Below are 19230 nucleotides of genomic sequence, written 5' to 3'. Positions count from 1 at the left end.
GCTACTTCGCCTCTCCGCTGGTGACGGTCAAATCGCTGCTGTGCTCGAGGTCCCACGGGCTCGAGAGGGTTCCGCGGATGGCGGTGGCCGCCGCCACGAGCGGCGAGACGAGGTGGGTGCGGCCGCCCTTGCCCTGACGCCCCTCGAAGTTGCGGTTCGAGGTCGACGCGCAGCGCTCCCCCGGCGCCAGCTGGTCTGGGTTCATGCCGAGGCACATCGAGCAGCCGGCGAAGCGCCATTCGGCGCCGAAGTCGGTGATGATCTTGTCCAGGCCCTCGGCCTCGGCCTCGATGCGCACCCGGGCGGAGCCGGGGACGACCATGACGCGCACGCCGTCGGCCTTCTTCTGGCCCTGGATGATGCTGGCGAATGCCCGCAGGTCCTCGATCCGGCTGTTCGTGCAGGAGCCCATGAAGACGGCGTCGACGGCCACCTCCTTGAGCGGGGTGCCGGCGGTGAGGTCCATGTACTCGAGCGCGCGCTCGGCCGCGGCACGCTCGTTGGCGTCGGCGAAGTCGTTCGGGTTCGGCACGCTGTCGCTGAGCGAAGCCCCCTGGCCGGGGTTGGTGCCCCAGGTGACGAAGGGCTCGAGCGTGTCGGCGTCGATGACAACCTCGGCGTCGAAGGCAGCGCCCTTGTCGGTGGCCAGCGTGTCCCAGTAGGCGACGGCGTCGTCCCAGTCCTGGCCCTCCGGCGCGTGGGCGCGGCCCTTCAGGTACTCGTAGGTGGTGGCATCCGGTGCCACCATGCCGGCGCGGGCGCCGGCCTCGATCGACATGTTGCAGATGGTCATGCGGCCGTCCATCGACAGCGCGCGGATGGCGCTGCCGCGGTACTCGAGCACGTAGCCCTGGCCGCCGCCGGTGCCGATCTTGGTGATCACGGCGAGGATGATGTCCTTGGCGGTGACGCCGGGGCGCAGCGTTCCCTCGACGGTGATGGCCATCGTCTTGAACGGCTTCAGCGGCAGGGTCTGCGTGGCCATGACGTGCTCGACCTCGCTGGTGCCGATGCCGAACGCCATCGCGCCGAATGCGCCGTGGGTGGAGGTGTGCGAGTCGCCGCAGACCACGGTGATGCCGGGCTGGGTGAGGCCCAGCTGCGGCCCGACGACGTGCACGATGCCCTGCTCGATGTCCCCGAGCGAGTGCAGGCGCACGCCGAACTCCTCGCAGTTGCGGCGCAGCGTCTCGATCTGGGTGCGGCTGGTGAGGTCGGCGATGGGCTTGTCGATGGCCAGCGTCGGGGTGTTGTGGTCTTCCGTGGCGATCGTCAGATCGGGGCGGCGGAGCGGGCGACCGGCCAGGCGCAGGCCGTCGAAGGCCTGGGGGCTCGTGACCTCGTGGACGAGGTGCAGGTCGATGTAGATGAGGTCCGGCGTGCCGTCCTCACCCTTCTTGACCAGGTGGGCATCCCAGACCTTCTCGGCCAGGGTGCGCGGGCGTGCAGCAGTGCGTGATTCGCTAGTCATGTGTGAGCGTCTTCCTCAGTGAATGGTTCTCAGCCAACGGTCTGGGCCAACGGCGAACTCCGCGACGAGGGAGGCCTGGAAACTAGGACTCGTCGCGGCACAGAAGAAGTCGACCGTACAACACGTCTACAGGCTAGCACTCAGCATCAGGGGGTCGCCGCACGCACGACAACCACCGAAACATTGTCACTTCCGCCGGCTTCCAGCGCGGCCTCGACGAGTTCGTCGGCGATGCCGGTGAAGTCGCCCTGGGCCTCGTGCCTGGCGAAGATCGCCGAGATCTCGCTGCGCTCCAACTCCTTGCTGAGCCCGTCGGAGCAGACCAGGTAGGTGCCGTACTCGCGCGGCTGGTTCAGCCAGACGTCGACATCGACGCTGTCCTCCGCGCCGAGGGCGCGGGTGATGACGTTGCGCTCCGGATGCTGCTCGGCATCCTCTGCGCTGATCAGGCCGGCATCCACCATCTCCTGCACCGCCGAGTGGTCGACGCTCTGCTGACGGAGCACGCGGCCGTCCCAGCCGTAGACGCGGGAGTCGCCGACGTTGAAGACCATCCAGCGGAAGCTCTCCCCCTCCTCGTCCGGTCCGGCGTCGACGAGGGCGACGCCGGTGAGGGTGGTGCCGGCCACCGCGGTGCCGGAGTCGCCGACCGTGCTGAGATCGCGCACGGCGTCGTTGGCGGAGTGGATCGCGTCGAGCACCTGCTCCGGGGTGGTGAGCACGCCCGGGGCGATGTGCTCGGCGAAGACCTGGACGACGGCCTGGCTGGCCGCGTCGCCCTTGGCGTGCCCGCCCATGCCGTCGGCGACGAGGAAGACGGGCGCCGCCGCCAGCAGCGAGTCCTCGTTCACCTTGCGCACCGCCCCGACGTCGCTCCGCGCCTCCACGAAGAGGTCGAGCGTTCCGCCCGGCAGCGCGAAGGGGCTCGGCTGGTCAATTGCCACGTGTATCTCCCGGATGACGGCGATGACGGCACTGCGCCGTACGAACGCTCCAAGTTACCAAAGCTGGCAGTGCGCCAGCGCACGTTCGTGCAGGGCGGAATCCGCCGGCGGCAACGAGGAAACCCCCACCGGGTGAGCTGTCGGGGTTACGACAGGCTCAACCGGCGGGGGCTTCGCGGTCAGTTGGGGTTTCGCGGTCAGCGGGGTTCACGCGGCGGAGCTCCCGCTCGGCGCGAACCGGCGGCGATTACTCCTCGGTGAAGTGCGGGACCTCTTCGAGTAGCGTGTGACCGCGCTTCTTGGCGTCCGAGCGCGCCTTGATCAGGCTGGCGATGGTGGCGATCGCCATGGAGCCGATGATCACGCCCAGCGAGGTCCAGGTGTCGATCTCGGGCGCCCAGGCGATGCCCTCGCCGCCGTTGATGAACGGCAGCTCGTTGGTGTGCATGGCGTGGAAGACGAGCTTGACGCCGATGAAGAACAGGATGAACGCGATGCCGTACTTGAGGTACTCGAGGCGCTCCAGCAGCCCGCCGAGCAGGAAGTAGAGCTGGCGGAGGCCCATCAGCGCGAAGACGTTCGCGGTGAACACGATGAACGGGCTCTGCGTGATGCCGAAGATGGCCGGGATCGAGTCGAGCGCGAAGATGAGGTCCGTGGTGCCGATGGCGATGAAGACGATGATCATCGGGGTGAGCACCTTGCGGCCGTCGATGACGGTGCGCACCTTGGCGCCGTCGTAGTCGTCGCTGATCGTGACGCGGCGGCGCAGCCAGCGGATGAGACCGTTCTCGCCGTCGCCCTCCTCCTCCTTGCCGAATGCCTGCTTGATGGCGGTGAAGAGCAGGAAGGCGCCGAAGATGTAGAAGACCCAGCTGAAGCTCTCGATGAGCTGGGCACCGAGCAGGATGAAGACTCCGCGCAGCACGAGGGCGATGATGATGCCCACCATCAGCACCTCTTGCTGGTACTTCCTCGGCACGCTGAAGCGGGCCATGATGATGACGAACACGAAGAGGTTGTCTATCGACAGGCTGTACTCGGTGAGCCAACCGGCCAGGAACTGGCCCGCGAACTCGCCGCCGGCGAAGAGCAGCATGAGCCCGGCGAAGATCAGGGCGAGGACGACGTAGAAGGCGACCCACAGCGAGGCTTCCTTCATGGAGGGCACGTGGGGGCGCTTGAAGACGATCAGCAGGTCTGCGACGAGGATGAGCGTCAGCAGGATCAGCGATCCGACTTCGAATGCGATGGGCAGATCGGGGTGCACGGGGGCCTTTCGGAAGGGGCTCCCACTCGCGAAAGTGGGTAGCACGAGGCTCGAAAGTCTCTCCCGCATTCTGCTCTCATCGGTGTGAGAACGAAATGCCCCGAGCCCGGAGCGCCGACTGCGGCGCCCGTATTGACGGATTCGAGGTGGGCCGATGGCCCGGTGGGATACTCCCCTTCGCTCTGCAGAGTCTAACGGATGCCTCGGGGCGCCCTTCACAGCGGGAGCCGTGTTTCCTTCCCCTAGTATTTTCCTGCGCACCCGCCCTGCGCAGAATTCCACCCCCAACTCTGGAGACTGTGTGAGCCTCGTCACGCCCCCGCCCGCCCGCGAATTCCGCAAGAGCCCGGCCTCGGCCGCGCTCGGGTACACGATCTTCTTCAGCCGCTGGCTGCAGGCGCCGCTCTATCTGGGACTCATCGTCGCGCAGGGCGTGTACGTCGTCCTGTTCATGAAGGAGCTCTGGCACCTGATCTCGGACTTCGGCGAGATGGACGAGACCAAGATCATGATGCTCGTGCTCGGCCTGATCGACGTCGTGATGATCGCGAACCTCCTGATCATGGTGATCATCGGCGGCTACGAGACGTTCGTCTCCAAGATCAACCTGGACGGCCACCCCGACCAGCCGGAGTGGCTCAGCCACGTCAACGCCAACGTGCTCAAGGTCAAGCTGGCGATGGCCATCGTCGGAATCTCCTCGATCCACCTGCTCAAGACCTTCATCGAGGTGGGCGGCATCGGCGGCCCGAAGGACAAGGCGCTCTACACCAGTGAGGGCGTGCTCTGGCAGGTCGTCATCCACTGCGTGTTCATCCTCTCCGCCATCGCCCTGGCCTGGATCGACAAGATGTCCCAGCACGCCCATGTGGAGGCGGCACACGCGGCACACGCGCACGCCCCCGCCCCCTCCGTTGCGCATGCAGCGGCGCCGGCCCCCGCTGCCGCCCACGCCCCGGCGCCCGCTGCCGCCCAGCAGCACGACTTGGTCGACGCACTCTGACCGCTCGCCTCTCGCTCGTCTACAGTTGCGGATGACGGCACACCCGTCGTCACGTTCAACGACGAGCGAGAGGCGTTTTCGTGCTGGCACTATTCAAGCCACACGGCGCTCCCGGACTGGAACTGGCCCACCGGCCGGAACCGGTCCCGGGCGACCGAGAAGTCAAGATCCGCGTGCTGCGAACCGGCATCTGCGGAACAGACCTGCATATTGAGAGCTGGGATGCCTGGGCGGCGAGCACCATCGTGCCGCCCCTCATCCCCGGCCATGAGTTCTTCGGCGAGGTCGTGGAGATCGGCCGCGAGGTGCGCGACGTCGCCGTCGGCGCCCGGGTCTCCGGCGAGGGCCACATCGTCTGCGGCAACTGCCGCAATTGCCGCGCCGGGCGCAGGCAGATGTGCATCCGCACGCTCAGCGTCGGGGTCAACCGCGACGGCGCGTTCGCCGAGTACATCGTCATCCCGGAGAGCAACGTCTGGGTGCACCATGACGACGTCTCCCCCGACCTCGGCGCCCTCTTCGACCCGTTCGGCAACGCCGTGCACACGGCGCTCAGCTTCCCGCTGGTCGGCGAGGACGTGCTGATCACCGGGGCGGGGCCGATCGGCCTGATGTCCGCGGCCGTCGCCCGGCACATCGGGGCGCGCTTCATCGTCGTCACCGACGTCTCCGCGCCGCGGCTCGAGCTGGCCAGGCAGGTCGGCGCCGACGTCACCGTGAACGTCGCCGAGCGGCGCATCGCCGACGCGCAGCGCGAGCTCGGCATGCGCGAGGGCTTCGATGTCGGCTTCGAGATGAGCGGGCACCCCGGCGCGCTGCCGGAGATGATCGAGAACCTCAACCACGGCGGGCGGGTGGCCATGCTCGGCCTGCCGAGCGCGCCGATCGAGGTGGACTGGGCGAAGGTGGTCACGCACATGCTCACCATCAAGGGCATCTACGGACGCGAGATGTACGAGTCGTGGAACGCGATGAGCGCCATGCTGCAATCGAGCAGCGCGCTCCGCGACGCGCTGGCGACGGTCGTCACCGACCGCTTCACCGCGCAGGAGTGGGAGGCGGGCTTCGCGGCGGCCCGCGAGGCGCACGGCGGCAAGGTCGTGCTGGATTGGAGCGGGGTCAGCGATGAATAGGAGCACCGAATGTACGGAACGATGAAGCAGCAGGCCCAGGACACGCTCGACGAGATCGCGGCGGCAGGCCTGTTCAAACACGAGCGCCGCATCAGCTCGGCCCAGTCGGCGCACATCACCGCCAACGGCGGAGACGTGCTGAACTTCTGCGCCAACAACTACCTCGGCCTCGCCGACCACCCCGTGATCGTGGCCGCCGCGCAGGAGGCGATGGACGACTGGGGCTTCGGCCTGGCCAGCGTCCGCTTCATCTGCGGCACGCAGGACCTGCACATCGAGTTGGAGCGACGCGTCTCCGAGTTCCTCGGCACCGACGACACGATCCTGTTCTCCAGCTGTTTCGACGCGAACGGCGGCGTCTTCGAGGGCCTGTTCGGGCCGGATGACGCCATCATCAGCGACGCGTTGAACCACGCGTCGATCATCGACGGCATCCGGCTCTGCAAGGCGGCCAGGTACCGCTACGCCAACCGCGACATGGTTGAGCTGGAGGCGCAGCTGCTGGCGGCATCCGGCGCCCGGCAACGCCTGATCGTGACCGACGGCGTGTTCTCGATGGACGGCTCGCTTGCACCGCTGGCCGAGATCTGCGATCTCGCGGAGCGCCACAACGCGCTCGTCATGGTCGACGACTCGCATGCGGTCGGCTTCGTCGGCGAGCACGGCCGCGGCACCCCGGAGCTGGCCGGGGTGGAGCGCCGCGTCGACCTGTACACGGGCACGTTCGGCAAGGCGCTCGGCGGTGCGTCCGGCGGTTACGTCGCCGGGCACGCCGAGCTGATCGCGCTGCTCCGGCAGCGCGCCCGGCCCTACCTGTTCTCGAACACCGTCGCCCCGGCCGTCGTCGCCGGCACCCTGGCCGCACTCGACCTCGTCGCCGGCAGCGGCGCCGACAGGGAGCGGCTGCGCCAGAACGCCGCGCGCTTCCGGGCGCGGATGACCGCGGAGGGATTCGAGCTGCTCCCGGGCGAGCACCCGATCGTGCCCGTCATGTTCGGCGACGCCGCCCTGGCGGCGCGCATCGCCGACCACATGCTCGGCGACGGCGTCTACGTGATCGCGTTCAGTTACCCGGTCGTGCCGCAGGGCACCGCCCGGATCCGGGTGCAGCTGTCGGCCGCGCACAGCGAGGCCGACATCGAGAAGGCCGTCGGCGCCTTCGTGCGCGCGAGGGAGGCGGAGCGGGCGGCATCCGCCTAGAGCGTCTCCTCCAGGCGCGGGCCTGGCTCCCAGGGCGGGGCGTCGGCGATGAGCTCGACCGCGTTGGCGCCCTCGCTGAGCGGGTGGGCGATCTCGTCCTTCGGCAGCCGGGCCCAGACGATTGCGATCACCGCGAAGACGAGCGGCAGCACGCCGGCGATGACGAAGGTCGGGGCGAGCCCGATCGCCTCTCCCACCGGGCCGGCCAGCGCCATCGAGATCGGCATGAACGCCAGGGAGACGAAGAAGTCGAGGCTGGAGACCCGGCCCAGCATGTGCGGCGGAACGCGGCGCTGCAGCAGGGTTCCCCAGATCACCCCGCCGATCGAGAAGCTGAATCCGACGATGAACACGGCGAGCCCCATCAGCCACACCTGGTCGGTGAAGCCGATGACGGCCAGGGGAAGGCTGCCGAGCCCCCAGGCGAGCGTCAGAACGGTGAGGTAGCGCCGCGGCATCCGCCTCGAGGAGATGAACAGGGCGCCCAGCACACTGCCCACCCCGAATGCGGCCAGCACGAGCGCGTACTCGGTGGCGCCGCCGCCCGCGGAGTCGCGCACGGCGAAGGGGGCCAGCACGTCGATCGGGCCCATGATGACGAGCACGAAGGCCATCGAGAAGAGCAGGGTCGCGAGCAGCCAGGGCGTCGAGAACATGTAGCGGAAGCCCTCGGAGAGGTCCCAGAGCACCGCGCGCAGGGGGTGTCTGGCCACCTCGGCCTCCAGGTTGCGCCGGAGCGGAACGGGCCGCAGCACGACGAGCGCCACGACCGCGACCACCTGCAGGGCGCCCACGATGACGAACGCGAGGGCCGGGGATGCCGCGGCCACGGCGGCGCTGGCCAGCGCGGGCCCGGCGGCCTGCATCGCGGCGGGGCGCAGCATGCCCTCGAAGCCGTTCGCGGCCAGCAGGTCGTCGCCGGGCAGGATCGAGGGCAGCATGGCGCTGTAGGCCGGGTAGAAGAAGCCCTCCCCCACGCCGATCACGAGCGCCGCGATCATGAGGTGCCAGATCTCCAGGGTCTCGGCGAGTGCCAGCCAGGCGATCGCGCCGATCACGATGATCTTCGAGGCCTCGACGACGAGCAGGATGCGCTTCTGCACCACACGGTCGGCGACCACGCCGCCGACCAGCACGACGGCGACCAGGCCGATGGCGCTCATCGTGGCGACGAGGGAGAGTTGGGCCGGGCCGCCGCCGAGCTCCATGACCTGCCAGACGACGGCGACGAACCACATCCCGGAGCCCAGCAGCGACAGCGTGAGCGCGACCGCGAGGATGCGGTACTGGCGGGTGCGGAACGGGCGGAGCGCGCGGGGCAGCTGCGCCCTCGCCTGCGCCGACTCGCTCATCGCTACTCCCCGGTGTCTGCTGCCTGAGACGCGTGCAACGGCGCCGCCGTCAATTCTCTCCGACGACGCAGCCGGAGTGCCACCATCAGGCCCACAAAGATGGCGAGGCCGAGGAGCAGCATCGGCACCCAGGCGGCGCCCGGCCCGCTCGCCCACAGTTCGAGATCGAACTGCTGCTGGACGGTGAGGATGCCGCCGAGGCCCGCGGTGCCGTCGGTGGCGATCAGCAGCACGCCGACGCCGATCATCAGCAGGGCGGAGACGACCTCGATCCAGGTGGAGCGCCAGCGGCCGATCCGCACGACGCGCGGGCGCAGCCAGCCGCGGCTGCCGATGTCGAACGCCTCCCAGGCCAGGGCCAGCAGGAACAGCGGCACCACCATGCCGAGGGCGTAGACGGTGAGCAGGGCGCCGCCGAACAGGGCGTCGCCGCGGAGCGCCGCGATGGTGAGGATGGAGCCGAGCACCGGGCCGGAACAGCTGCCGGCCACGCCGAAGGCGATTCCGAGGATGTAGACGGAGAGCGCCCCGGAGCCGCCGCCGTGCTGCACCTGCGGCAGCCGCATCCGGACCCCGGCCAGGCTCAGCACGCCGGCGAGGATGACCAGGACGCCGGCGATCGTGACGATGAGCCCGCGGTGCCCGGTGATCAACGCGCCGAGGGTGCTGGCGAAGATGCCGATCGGCAGCAGCATGGTGAGCAGGCCGAGGAAGAACACGGCCGTGCGGGCGAGGAGCTGTGTGCGCGAACTGAACGCGTAGGCGAAGAAGGAGGGAAGCAGCAGCGCCGAGCAGGGGCTCAGCAGGGTGACGAGGCCGCCGAGGAAGGCGGCGGCGAGCCCGATCTCCATGGCGGGGCCGGTTACGGGCGCGCGGCTTGGCGCTCGATGACGTCCTGGAACGTCTCCAGCGGGTGGGCGCCGGCGATGCCCTCGTCACCGATGAGGAACAGCGGTGTGCTCGTCGCACCGATGGACTGCGCCTCCTGCAGGTCTGCCTGCACGGCTGCACGGTGCGTCTCGGAGTCGAGCCCCAGCTCGAACGCGGCCAGGTCGGGCACGCCGACCTGCTCGGCGAAGCCGATCAGCATCGCCCGGTCGATGTCGGGGTGGCCGCGCTCTGGCGCTGCGGCGGCGACGGCCGCGTTGTACTCCCAGAACAGCCCCTGATCGCCGGCCGCGCGGGCGGCGATGGCGGTCTGGACCGACTGCTCGCCGAAGATCGGCAGGTCGCGCCACTCGATGCGGAGGGTGCCGTCGGCGAGGTACTGCTCCATGATCTTCGGCATCGTGTCACGGGCGAACAGGCTGCAGAACGGGCAGCGGTAGTCGGCGTACTCGATCATCACGACGGGGGCGTCGACGGCGCCGAGGGCGGTCGGGTCGCCATCGATACGGCGGGCCAGGTCTGGCACGCCGGATGCCGTCTGCTGCTGCTCGGCGCCGGGCTCTGCCTGGCCGGCGGCCGTCTGGCCGGGAGCCGCGGACGCGTTTCCGCCGAGCGGGGAGTTCATCACGATGGCGGTGCCGAGTCCGCCGAGGAGCGCGGATCCGAGGGCGATGACGATCACGCTGGAGAGGCGAAACCGCCGTTGTGAGTTCGCGGCCATGTCTCGTTCTCCCCTGTTCCGTACCCGTATATGCCCAGTTTCGTACCGGTATATGCAGAGAAGGCCTCCGGAGAACCGGAGGCCTTCTAACTGAGTTGTGACCCCAACCGGATTTGAACCGGTGCTGCCGCCGTGAGAGGGCGGTGTCCTAGGCCGCTAAACGATGGGGCCGTTTTTGCAACTCGTCAATTATGCCACAGCTTTCGGTGCCGCTCCGACACGGGCGGCCATCGACCCGCACCAACACTGGGCTCTCGCGGGCCGGGCGACGCGCAGCCCGGGCGGGTCGCGCCCCGTCGCGGTGGCTGTTGGCTTCGGTCGCAAGCTCCCTCGAGCCAACGCGGAGATACACGTCGGCTTGAGCGAGGAACGAGCGAAGCCCCACAGCCGACCCGATCGGGTCGCAGCCAGCGCGTGATGTTGGCTTCGGTCGCAGGCTCCCTCGAGCCAACGCGGCGGGGCGGGCGGGGGCGTCAGGCTCAACCACGGGGAACTGCCGGGTGCACACCGCGCTCCCCTGCACGTCGGCTCGAGGGCGCCGCGCCGCGACGAAGGAGCAGCGCAGCGCCCGAAGCCGTGAGCGGCTCGGCCAGAACCGCAGCCCGCGGCATCCGGCGCCGCTCGCTGGCACTCCCTCGAGCCAACGGGGGTGGTGCGGCGGAGTTGGCTTCGGTCGCAAGCTCCCTCGAGCCAACGCGGGGGGCGACAGGCTCGACCAGCGGGAGCTCCCCCGCGCGCGCCTAGAGCCAGCGCGAAACTGCGCCGGAAACGCAGAAAGCCTCCGGAGAACCGGAGGCTTTCTGACTTGTGTGACCCCAACCGGATTTGAACCGGTGCTGCCGCCGTGAGAGGGCGGTGTCCTAGGCCGCTAAACGATGGGGCCGTTTTTGCAACTTGAAAAGTATGTCACACGGTGTGGGGGCATTCCAAATTGATGCAGTCCCGGGCGTTTTGCCCGGTCCCGGCATCGCTCAGACCAGCATTCTCAGGGCGCCGGGAACGACCTCCACGTCGAGCGGCAGCGGCCCGACCCGCTCCCCGTCGGCGTAGGCGACGACGTCGGCCGCCGCCAGCGACACGGTGCGCACCCGGGTGATCTCGACCTCCGGCTCGCTCACATGCTCCCCCGCGAAGACCCGCGGGAAGAGTTTCAGGAACCGCGGCTTGGAGAGTGCGCTGACGATGAGCAGGTCCAGCTCGCCGTCGTCGAGCTCGGCATCCGGGGTGATCTTCATGCCGCCGCCGATCGACACCCCGTTGGACACCGCAATGAGCATCGCGCTGACCTCGCGGGCGACGCCATCGACGACGAGCGAATAGCGGATCGGCTTGAAGCTCATCAGCTCGCGCACCATCGCGATGGTGTACCGGCTCGGCCCGCGCGGGCGCGTCATCCGGTTGGCGCGCTCGTTCACCCGCGCGTCGAAGCCGGCGGAGAGGGCCCCGCAGAACCAGGTGGTGAGGCCGCCGTGCCGCACCCGGGCCGCGTCGATGACGCGCGGTTCCCGCTGCAGCGCCGCGAGCAGCACGTCGATGCCCGCCTCCGCGTCGTCGATCGGCAGCCCGAGTGCCCTCGCCATGTCGTTGCCGGTTCCGGATGCCACGATGCCCAGTGGCGTCGCCGTGCCGGCCACCAGGTTGGCGCCGAGCGACACCATGCCGTCGCCGCCGACGACGATCAGCGCGTCGGTGCCGTGGGCGACGGCATCCTCTGCCTCCCGGCGGAGCAGTTCGAGGTTGGGCTCGCGCAGCATCGCCACCTGGTGGCCGGCCTCGGCCAAGCGCTCGGCGACCCGCGGGCCGACGTCGCGGCGGCGCCCGAAGGAGGCATTCGGGTTGATCGCCACAGTCAGGCGCAGAGGTGCAGGAAGCATAGGCCGATTATGGGGGTGATCGGCGGGCTGGCACCAATTGGGCGCTGCGTGTTGCGGCTCGGGGTGACACGGTGTTTGCTCAAGGGCATGCGCATCACGAAACTGGAACACGCGGCGGTCATCATCGAGAACGCGGGCGAGACGCTCATCATCGACCCGGGCAAGTTCACCCGCCCGATCGAGCCGGACGCCTCGGTCGTCGCCGTCGTGATCACCCATCTGCACGATGACCACTGGACGCCGGAGCAGCTGGAGCGCATCCGCGCCGCCAGCCCCGGGGTCGCCCTGTTCGGCCCGGCCGGCGTCGTGGCCGCTGCCGCCGCGGCCGGAATCCCGGTGCAGCCGGTCGCAGCCGGCGACAGCGTGGTCGTCGGCGGCTTCGAGCTGCGCTTCTTCGGCGGCACGCACGCGCTCATCCACCGCTCGATCCCCCTGATCGACAATGTCGGGGTACTGGTCAACGGGCGCTTCTACTACGGCGGCGACTCCTTCGACGCTCCGGCCGACACGCTCGTCGAGGTGCTGGCCGTGCCGGCCGCCGCCCCCTGGATGAAGCTGTCGGAGGCGATGGACTACGTCGAGGCGGTCGCGCCGAGGCACAGCTTCCCGACGCACGAGATGCTGCTCTCGGACGCCGGCAAGGCGCTCTCCAACGCCAGGCTCGCGTGGAGCACCGAACAGGCCGGCGGGCAGTTCAGCCCGCTCACGCCGGGCGAGTCCATCGAGATCTAGTTGCTCGGCCGGAGCGCCGTCGACGGCGAGATGGTGGTGAACGGGTTGCCGCCGTACTTCGCGTTCGCCACCGACATCACCGCCGACCACATGCGGTGCCTGGCCGTGGATGCCAGCCCGCTGTCGAAGTAGGTCGCCCGCTGGTTGGCGTCCCCCGTCACACTGACGACGGCCGCAACGGTGGCGACCTCGCTGCTCGCCCCGTTCATCCAGGTGTCCTTGTTGCCGTCGGTCGTGCCGGTCTTGCCGATCATGGGCACGCGGGGCGACGTCGACGTCCACGACTGCGTGGCAGTGCCGCTGGTCATCACCCCTTGCAGGGCGAAATGCATGGCGGCGGCGACATCCGGGGTCACCGACTGTTGGCAGACGGACTGTGGCACGGGCAGCTCTGCGCCGCTCGAGTCGACGATGCGATCGATCGCGACGGCGCTGCAGGTCACGCCGTTGTTCGCGATGCCGGCGAAGGCGACGGCCATACTGAGCGGCGCGACCTCGTTGATGCCGATGACCGCCGATGCGCTCTGCACGAGCGGCTCGCCGTCGGCCCTGTGCATGTCGAATGCCTCCGCCGTCTTGCGGATGCCGCAGAGATCGATCTTCTTGGCCATGCCGATGTAGCCGGTGTTGATCGACTGCAGCGTCGACTGCAGCGCCGTGTAGTTGGCGCCGGCCTCATTGGCGTCGTTCTTCGGACTCCAGTGCTCGCTGTCGTAGTTCTGCGGCCCCAGGCAGCTGTCTTTGAAGGTGCCCCAGCTCGCCTTCGGCCGGGAGTCGACCCGCTCGTTCAGCGAATGCCCCTCCTTCAACCACTCGGCCAGCGTGAACACCTTGTACCCCGAACCCGGCTGGAAGCCGCCGGAACCACCCTGGTCGTAGTCGGTGTTGTAGTTGAGCGCGGTGTACGTGGGGTCAGCGCCGGCGACCGCCGGGTCTTGGGTGTACGCCTTGTTCTGCACCATCGCGAGCACCCGGCCGCTGCCGACCTCCACACTCGAGATGACGCCTCCGACGTCCCAGCCCGGGTAGCTCAGGGGCACGTTCTCGCCCATGGCGCGCGTGGCCGCATTCTGCAGCTCCATGTCGAGCGTGGTGTAGACGTTGTAGCCGCCGCGGCGGAAGTTGAGCAGGCGGGTGTCGGCGTCGGCCCCGAAGACGGGGTCCGTCTGCAGCACCGCGCTGACGTAGTCGCAGAAGAACGCGGAGGGGCCAGCCGTCTGGCAGCCGGTGCTCGGCTCCGTGATCTGGGGCTCAATGGGGGCGGCGACCGCCTCGTCGTGCTGCTGCTGGGTGATCTTGTCGTAGCGCAGCATCTGGTCGAGGATGTAGTCGCGCCTGGTCCTATTGGCCGCGTAGCCGTTGGCGGCACCGTTCGAGAAGCTGTCCGGGTTGTCCAGCTGGAACTTCACCGGGTTGTTGACGATGGCCATCAGGCTGGCCGACTGGGCGAGGGTCAGTGCGGATGCCGAGGTGTTGAAGTAGTAGTTGGCTGCCGATTCGATGCCATACACCCGGCCGCCGAATCCGGCGATGTTCAGGTAGCCGAGCAGCACCTCGTCTTTGGTGTACCGCTTCTCCACCCCGAGCGCCAGGCGCATCTCCTTGAGCTTGCGCGACGCGGAGGTCGCGGTCGCCTCGTCGTAACAGCTCATCCGCTTCGCCTCTGTGGCCTCGAGCTCGCAGGTCTGCACGCGCACATTCTTGACGTACTGCTGGGCGATCGAGGAACCGCCCTGAATCTGGTCGCCGAGCACCGTCATCGCCACGGCGCGCAACGTGCCCTGGGCGTCGATGCCGTTGTGCTCGTAGTAGCGCGGGTCCTCGCCGGCGATCGTCGCATCCTTGACAAACTGGCCCACCTGGTCCCAGCCCACTTCGACGCGGTTCTGGTCGTAGAACGAGGCGAGCAGAAGCGGCGTGCCATCGGCCTGCATCGCGTAGATGTTGCTCTTCTGGGAGAGCGGGGTGATGGCGAGGTACTCGGGGAGGCCCTCGAAGTAGGCCATCGAGTTGCTCGCGGCCAGGCCGCCCAGGGCGACGACGGGGGTGACGGCGCCGGCCACGAGCACCCCGCAGGCGATGGCGGCGGCCACGAGGCCGAGCAGCCCGCCGATCACTCCCCCCGGGCTTCGCGTCTCGGTGAAGGACGGCTCCTGAGGTTTCTTGCGGCCCACTGGATCACACCCGTCCTGCACACTCATCAACCCAACCGGAGTTCAATCGAACAACATCGAATCGTCGAAGTCCAGAGATTCCAGCCAGAAAATGAGTCGTCCTCGGCTAACTTTCAGGCCCTGGAACGGCGGGCGCTGGCCTTCCAGACGAAGTCGATGATGATGGACAGGGCGATGATGCCGACGAGTGCGATCGCGCTTGTCGGCTCCTCGGCGAGAGTCGTGGTGCAGAACACGATGAAGGTGCCCAACGTCGTGATGAGTGCGATCACCAGCACGACGATGCTGGCGCCGGTGATGCGGAACAGCCGGAAGTGCGCGACCGTGACGGCGGAGAACACCAGCAGCGCGACCGCGCTGCCGATGGAGGCGATCTTGTTCACGTCGAAGCCGACGACGAGCGTGATCGCGAGTGCCGCCATGACGAGCAGTCCGACCGGGAACCGCCCGACCGAGCGGCCGAAGACGGGCGGGAACTGTCCGACCGAGGCGAGGTGGGCCGTCATCCCGATCGACGGGTACAGCCCGGCGTTGACGGCGCCCGTCGTCGAGAAGAGCGCCGTGATCACCATGAGCACGTAGCCGGCCTGGCCCAGCACCGGCTTCGCCGCCTCGGCGAGCGCGGTGCTGCCGTACTCGACGACCTGGTCGGCGGTGAGGGTGCCGAAAACGCCCAGGGAGACGGCGACGTAGATTGTCGTGGCGATGGCGATGGCGAGGTAGATGGCCCTGGGCAACTGGCGGGCCGGGTTGGGGAGGTCCTTGGCGGTGAAGGTGATCACACCGAAGCCGAGGAAGGCGAAGAACGTGAGTGCGACGCTGGCGACGATCTCCTGGACCGCCGGATAACCGGACGGCGCGAGCAGCGCCGGGTTCCAGGTGGCGATGGTCACCGCCGCGAAGACGACCAGGATGCCGAGCACCACGATCACGATGACCGACTGCACGCGGGCGACGGCTGTCGGGCCGACCGCGTTCAGCCCCGTCATCACGAGTACCAGCGCCACAGCCAGCACCTTCGCCCAGAACGGGTCTCCGTCGGCGACGACCGAGCTGGCGTAGCTGCCGAAGGAGGAGGCGATCATGGCGACGACGATGGACCCGGCGGAGAAGAACAACCAGGAGCCGATGCCGGTCAGGTGGCCCTCCCCGAACCCGCGGCTGAGGAAGGTGAGGATGCCGCCGCCGGAGGGATACTGGGCGCCGAGCTTGGCGAAGGAGTAGCCCTGCAGCGCGGCGATGATCCCGGCGATGAGGAACGACAGCCAGACGGCCGACCCCGCCACCGCGCCCGCCGCGCCCAGCAGGGCGAAGATTCCGGCGCCGACCATCGAGCCGACGCCGATGAACGTCGCCTGGAGGACCGTCATCCTCTTCGTGCCCGGTGGAGCGGACATCTCACCCTCCTCTGCGCCGAGCGGTCGGCGCGTGCTCAGCCGCGGGCGGCCTCGGCCAGGTTGAGGATGAACAGCGTCTGCGCGGCGATCATCCGCTCGATCTCGCCCGGGTCGACGGACTCGTCCGAGGCGTGGATGCGGGACTGCGCGGTGTCCTCTGCGCCCCACAGGATGATCGCGCCCTGGGGCGCCACCTTCTGCAGCGAGGCCACGAGAGGGATCGACGCCCCGCTGCCGATCGACTCGACGGGCGCGCCGTAGGCGTCGGTGAGCGCGGTGGAGGCTGCGACGATCGCCGGGTGCGACTCTTCCACGGCGAAGGCGTGGCCCACCTTGACCTTCTCCACCTCGACCTGGCAGTTCCACGGGCGCTGTGCGCGCAGATGGGCCATCAGCGCCTCGAGCTGGGCGTCACCGTCCGACCCGGGCACGATCCGCATCGAGAGCTTCGCCGTGACCTCCGGCAGCAGCACGTTGGAGGCCTCCGCCGTGTTCGGCAGGTCCATGCCGAGCACCGTGACAGACGGCTTGGCCCAGATCCGGTCTGAGAGCGTCCCGGTGCCGAGGTACTCGACGTCGGGCAGGATGGCGGAACCCTCCCGGTAGACGTCCTCCTCCATGGCCGCGCCGCTCCACCTCCCGCTGTCGACGCCGGGGATGACGGTGTCGCCGTTCTCGTCGTGCAGCGTGTCGAGGATCCGGATCATGGCGGTCAGCGCGTCGGGCGCCGCCCCACCGAACATGCCGGAGTGCACCGGGTTGGCGAGGGTGCGCACCGTGACGGTGCAGGCGACATCACCGCGGAGCGCGGTCGTGAGCCCTGGCCGCCCGACGCGCTGCGGGCCGATGTCGGCAATCACATAGGCGTCCGCCGTGAACAGCTCGGGGTTGGCCTCCACGAACGCCTCCAGGTGCGAGATCGTCTCCTCCTCCCCCTCGACCAGGATCTTGAGGTTGCACGGCAGCTGCCCGCCGAGCAGCTTCAGCGTTCCGTAGTGGATGACGAGGCCGGACTTGTCGTCGGCCGCGCCTCGCCCGTAGATGCGGCCGTCGGCCTTCGTGATGGGCTCGAATGGCTCACTCGACCAGCCCTGACTGGGCGGCGCCGGCTGCACGTCGTAGTGCGCGTACAGCAGCACGGTCGGCGAGCCGGCCGGGCCGGGGATGTCGGCGTACACGCACGGGTAGCCGTCTGGCACATCGAGGAGGCTCACGCCCGTCACCCCGGCATCCGTGAACAGCTCGACGACGGCCGCGCCCATCGCGTGCACCGGTTCGGGATCGAAGCCGGGGAAGGCGATGGAGGGGATGCGCACGAGACGCTCCAGGCGCTCCAGCACCTCGGGCATGAGCTCTGCGGCTGCGGCGGCGATGCGGCTGGGATCGGACATGGGTTCCTCCTCGACGGGCTGGGTTCTTCTGCGGTGGGGCGGGGCGCTCACGCAGGAATCGCGAGCTGAATCAACAGGCCGGCCGCGACGACCGCGGCCCACGACACCAGCATCGGGATCGTGAACGAGTGCCAGACGGGCACCTGGGTCAGCTTGGTCGACCCCGTGAGGTCTGTCTCGACGGCGGCGATCTGCGAGCCGTTCGCCGGGAACAGCCAGACGCCGATGAGGGACGGCCACATGGCGGTGATGATTCCCGGCGCCAGGCCGGCGGCCAAGGCGATGGGGATCATCGTGTTCGTCGTCGCCGACTGGCTGGTCGTCAGACCACAGACGATGAACAGGGCGACGGCGAGCAGCAGCGGGTTGGCCTCGATCATCGCGCCGAGCGGTTCGATGATCGTCTCCTGGTTGGCCGAGATGAAGGTGTCGGCCATCCACGCGATACCGAAGAGGGCGACCGCGGCGACGAAGCCGGACTTGAGCAGCGGCTGCTCGACCACTGTGGACGGCTTGACCCGGCGGGCCAGGATGATGACGAGGGCCACGCTGAACATGATCATCTCGATGACCGTCGACATGCCGATCGGCACCAGTTCGCCCTCCTCGTCCGGGAAGGCCGGGCGGAGGCCGGGGAACAGGCCGAGCAGCACGATCAGCAGGGTCCCGGCGACGAAGATCATCGCGGCGGTCATGCCGCCCGGGGGGACGGGGTGCTCGATCAGCACGGCCTTGGCGGGCGGCTGCTCCGCGGCGGCGCCAGCGGGGGCGCCCGCGGAGGCGCCAGCCGAGGTGGCGTCGGCGGCCGGCACCGGGCTCTTGCCCATCTTCGCCGCATACCGCTCGGCCAGGACGGCCGGCACCTCCACCGTGCCCTCTTCGACCCTCTTGAGGAACACCGGGTCGTCGAGCAGGTCCTTGCCGAGGCGCTGCTGCACGAAGGAGGCCACGATACAGGCGACGACGGCGGCCGGCACGGTGATGAGCAGGATCTGGGGAAGCCCGTACCCCGTGCCCTCCATGAGCACGAGGTAGGCGGCCATGGCCGCCGAGACCGGGCTCGCCGTGATCCCGAGGCCCGAGGTGACCGTCGAGGCCGCGAGGGCCCGCTCCGGGCGCTGCCCGTTGCGGTAGGAGGTCTCGTAGATGACGGGGATGAGGGCGAAGAAGATGTTCGACGTTCCCGAGAGCACGGTGAACACGAACGCCACGAGCGGTGCGACGTAGGTCAGCCGCTTCGGGTTCGCCTGGATGATCTTCGAGGCGATCGAGACCAGGTAGTCGATGCCGCCGGCGGCCTGCATCGCGGAGGATGCCGTGATCACCGCGATGATGATGAAGAACGCGTCGACCGGGATGGAGCCGGGCGGAAGCTGGAAGGCGAAGACCAGGACGACGGTGCCGACGACACCCCAGAGCCCGAGGCCCAGGCCCCCGGTCCGGACGCCGAGCACGATGGCCCCGATGACGACACACGCTTGCAAGACCACGAGCACGATTTCCATCGCCACTCCATCCGTTGGCAGTGATCCGACGAGCACGCCCTCGCCGGCGGTGGCCCAGCGTAACCCGCACGCCGGGCGGGAGCCATCATGCTGCGAGGGTGATAATTCGGCGGGGCCAGCGGATGCCGCGGATGGGCCGTTAAACGACGAAAACCCGGGAGATCACTCCCGGGTT

15 protein-coding genes and 2 tRNA genes are annotated in these 19230 nt (G+C 68.9%); 4 read left to right on the top strand and 13 right to left on the bottom strand.

What is annotated here, in order from left to right; all coding sequences use genetic code 11:
• Position 1: 1 nt before the first annotated feature.
• From leuC to BLT62_RS07845, 3 genes are all read right to left on the bottom strand, one after another.
• Complete coding sequence (gene leuC, locus BLT62_RS07855) at positions 2-1471, bottom strand: 3-isopropylmalate dehydratase large subunit (RefSeq protein ID WP_083363554.1); 1470 nt, start codon at positions 1469-1471, stop codon at positions 2-4.
• A gap of 146 nt (positions 1472-1617) precedes the next feature.
• A complete protein-coding gene (locus tag BLT62_RS07850) occupies positions 1618-2415 on the bottom strand; it encodes a PP2C family protein-serine/threonine phosphatase (protein ID WP_231919395.1) in 798 nt (265 codons plus the stop codon).
• Positions 2416-2662: 247 nt separating this feature from the next.
• Positions 2663-3685 (bottom strand): TerC family protein, encoded by a 1023-nt coding sequence (locus tag BLT62_RS07845; protein ID WP_172829661.1) that lies wholly within the window; start codon positions 3683-3685, stop codon positions 2663-2665.
• Between the two features lie 301 nt (positions 3686-3986).
• Between BLT62_RS07845 and BLT62_RS07840 the strand changes: the two genes are divergently transcribed.
• From BLT62_RS07840 to BLT62_RS07830, 3 genes are all read left to right on the top strand, one after another.
• Positions 3987-4688: a TIGR00645 family protein gene (locus BLT62_RS07840; RefSeq protein WP_231919394.1), complete on the top strand. Its 702-nt coding sequence runs from the start codon at positions 3987-3989 to the stop codon at positions 4686-4688.
• 80 nt (positions 4689-4768) lie between these two features.
• Positions 4769-5821, top strand: coding sequence for an L-threonine 3-dehydrogenase (tdh, locus tag BLT62_RS07835; RefSeq protein WP_083363551.1), 1053 nt, complete (start codon positions 4769-4771; stop codon positions 5819-5821).
• Positions 5822-5830: 9 nt separating this feature from the next.
• A complete protein-coding gene (locus BLT62_RS07830; RefSeq protein ID WP_083363550.1) occupies positions 5831-7021 on the top strand; it encodes a glycine C-acetyltransferase in 1191 nt (396 codons plus the stop codon).
• Here the strand turns inward: BLT62_RS07830 and BLT62_RS07825 are convergent.
• The 6 genes from BLT62_RS07825 to BLT62_RS07800 form a co-directional block, all read right to left on the bottom strand.
• Positions 7018-8373, bottom strand: coding sequence for an MFS transporter (locus BLT62_RS07825; RefSeq protein ID WP_083363549.1), 1356 nt, complete (start codon positions 8371-8373; stop codon positions 7018-7020). The two genes, BLT62_RS07830 and BLT62_RS07825, sit on opposite strands and share 4 nt — an antisense overlap.
• A gap of 2 nt (positions 8374-8375) precedes the next feature.
• A complete protein-coding gene (locus BLT62_RS07820; protein ID WP_083363548.1) occupies positions 8376-9224 on the bottom strand; it encodes a cytochrome c biogenesis CcdA family protein in 849 nt (282 codons plus the stop codon).
• A gap of 11 nt (positions 9225-9235) precedes the next feature.
• Positions 9236-9982 (bottom strand): DsbA family protein, encoded by a 747-nt coding sequence (locus BLT62_RS07815; protein WP_083363547.1) that lies wholly within the window; start codon positions 9980-9982, stop codon positions 9236-9238.
• A gap of 98 nt (positions 9983-10080) precedes the next feature.
• Positions 10081-10153 (bottom strand) — tRNA-Glu (locus BLT62_RS07810).
• A 639-nt stretch (positions 10154-10792) separates the two neighbouring features.
• Positions 10793-10865, bottom strand: a tRNA-Glu gene (locus BLT62_RS07805).
• Positions 10866-10953: 88 nt separating this feature from the next.
• Positions 10954-11856: a diacylglycerol/lipid kinase family protein gene (locus tag BLT62_RS07800; protein ID WP_083363546.1), complete on the bottom strand. Its 903-nt coding sequence runs from the start codon at positions 11854-11856 to the stop codon at positions 10954-10956.
• Between the two features lie 87 nt (positions 11857-11943).
• On the opposite strand from BLT62_RS07800, the gene BLT62_RS07795 reads away from it, so the two are divergent.
• Positions 11944-12588, top strand: coding sequence for an MBL fold metallo-hydrolase (locus BLT62_RS07795; protein WP_083365372.1), 645 nt, complete (start codon positions 11944-11946; stop codon positions 12586-12588).
• On the opposite strand, the gene BLT62_RS07790 is transcribed toward BLT62_RS07795, so the two are convergent.
• The 4 genes from BLT62_RS07790 to BLT62_RS07775 form a co-directional block, all read right to left on the bottom strand.
• Positions 12585-14789 carry a transglycosylase domain-containing protein gene (locus BLT62_RS07790; RefSeq protein WP_083363545.1) on the bottom strand — a complete coding sequence of 735 codons (2205 nt, stop codon included), beginning with the start codon at positions 14787-14789 and terminating at the stop codon, positions 12585-12587. The genes BLT62_RS07795 and BLT62_RS07790 overlap by 4 nt on opposite strands.
• A gap of 86 nt (positions 14790-14875) precedes the next feature.
• Positions 14876-16159: an APC family permease gene (locus BLT62_RS07785; protein WP_083363544.1), complete on the bottom strand. Its 1284-nt coding sequence runs from the start codon at positions 16157-16159 to the stop codon at positions 14876-14878.
• A 35-nt stretch (positions 16160-16194) separates the two neighbouring features.
• Positions 16195-17550 carry a M20/M25/M40 family metallo-hydrolase gene (locus BLT62_RS07780; RefSeq protein WP_083363543.1) on the bottom strand — a complete coding sequence of 452 codons (1356 nt, stop codon included), beginning with the start codon at positions 17548-17550 and terminating at the stop codon, positions 16195-16197.
• Between the two features lie 47 nt (positions 17551-17597).
• On the bottom strand, positions 17598-19055 hold the full coding sequence (locus BLT62_RS07775) for an anaerobic C4-dicarboxylate transporter family protein (RefSeq protein ID WP_083363542.1): 1458 nt from the start codon (positions 19053-19055) through the stop codon (positions 17598-17600).
• Between the last annotated feature and the right edge of the window lie 175 nt (positions 19056-19230).

The organism is Microterricola viridarii, from assembly GCF_900104895.1.
Taxonomy (GTDB): domain Bacteria; phylum Actinomycetota; class Actinomycetes; order Actinomycetales; family Microbacteriaceae; genus Microterricola; species Microterricola viridarii.
This window is presented reverse-complemented; position numbering and strand designations above follow the sequence as displayed.

What these genes read in the sequence shown, in the direction of transcription:
- BLT62_RS07825 (WP_083363549.1), bottom strand. Translation starts at nt 8,373, where the DNA reads ATGAGCGAGTCGGCGCAGGCGAGGGCGCAGCTGCCCCGCGCGCTCCGC.
- BLT62_RS07795 (WP_083365372.1), top strand. Translation starts at nt 11,944, where the DNA reads ATGCGCATCACGAAACTGGAACACGCGGCGGTCATCATCGAGAACGCG.
- BLT62_RS07820 (WP_083363548.1), bottom strand. Translation starts at nt 9,224, where the DNA reads ATGGAGATCGGGCTCGCCGCCGCCTTCCTCGGCGGCCTCGTCACCCTG.
- leuC (WP_083363554.1), bottom strand. Translation starts at nt 1,471, where the DNA reads ATGACTAGCGAATCACGCACTGCTGCACGCCCGCGCACCCTGGCCGAG.
- BLT62_RS07815 (WP_083363547.1), bottom strand. Translation starts at nt 9,982, where the DNA reads ATGGCCGCGAACTCACAACGGCGGTTTCGCCTCTCCAGCGTGATCGTC.
- BLT62_RS07780 (WP_083363543.1), bottom strand. Translation starts at nt 17,550, where the DNA reads ATGTCCGATCCCAGCCGCATCGCCGCCGCAGCCGCAGAGCTCATGCCC.
- BLT62_RS07785 (WP_083363544.1), bottom strand. Translation starts at nt 16,159, where the DNA reads ATGTCCGCTCCACCGGGCACGAAGAGGATGACGGTCCTCCAGGCGACG.
- BLT62_RS07790 (WP_083363545.1), bottom strand. Translation starts at nt 14,789, where the DNA reads ATGAGTGTGCAGGACGGGTGTGATCCAGTGGGCCGCAAGAAACCTCAG.
- BLT62_RS07800 (WP_083363546.1), bottom strand. Translation starts at nt 11,856, where the DNA reads ATGCTTCCTGCACCTCTGCGCCTGACTGTGGCGATCAACCCGAATGCC.
- BLT62_RS07830 (WP_083363550.1), top strand. Translation starts at nt 5,831, where the DNA reads ATGTACGGAACGATGAAGCAGCAGGCCCAGGACACGCTCGACGAGATC.
- BLT62_RS07775 (WP_083363542.1), bottom strand. Translation starts at nt 19,055, where the DNA reads ATGGAAATCGTGCTCGTGGTCTTGCAAGCGTGTGTCGTCATCGGGGCC.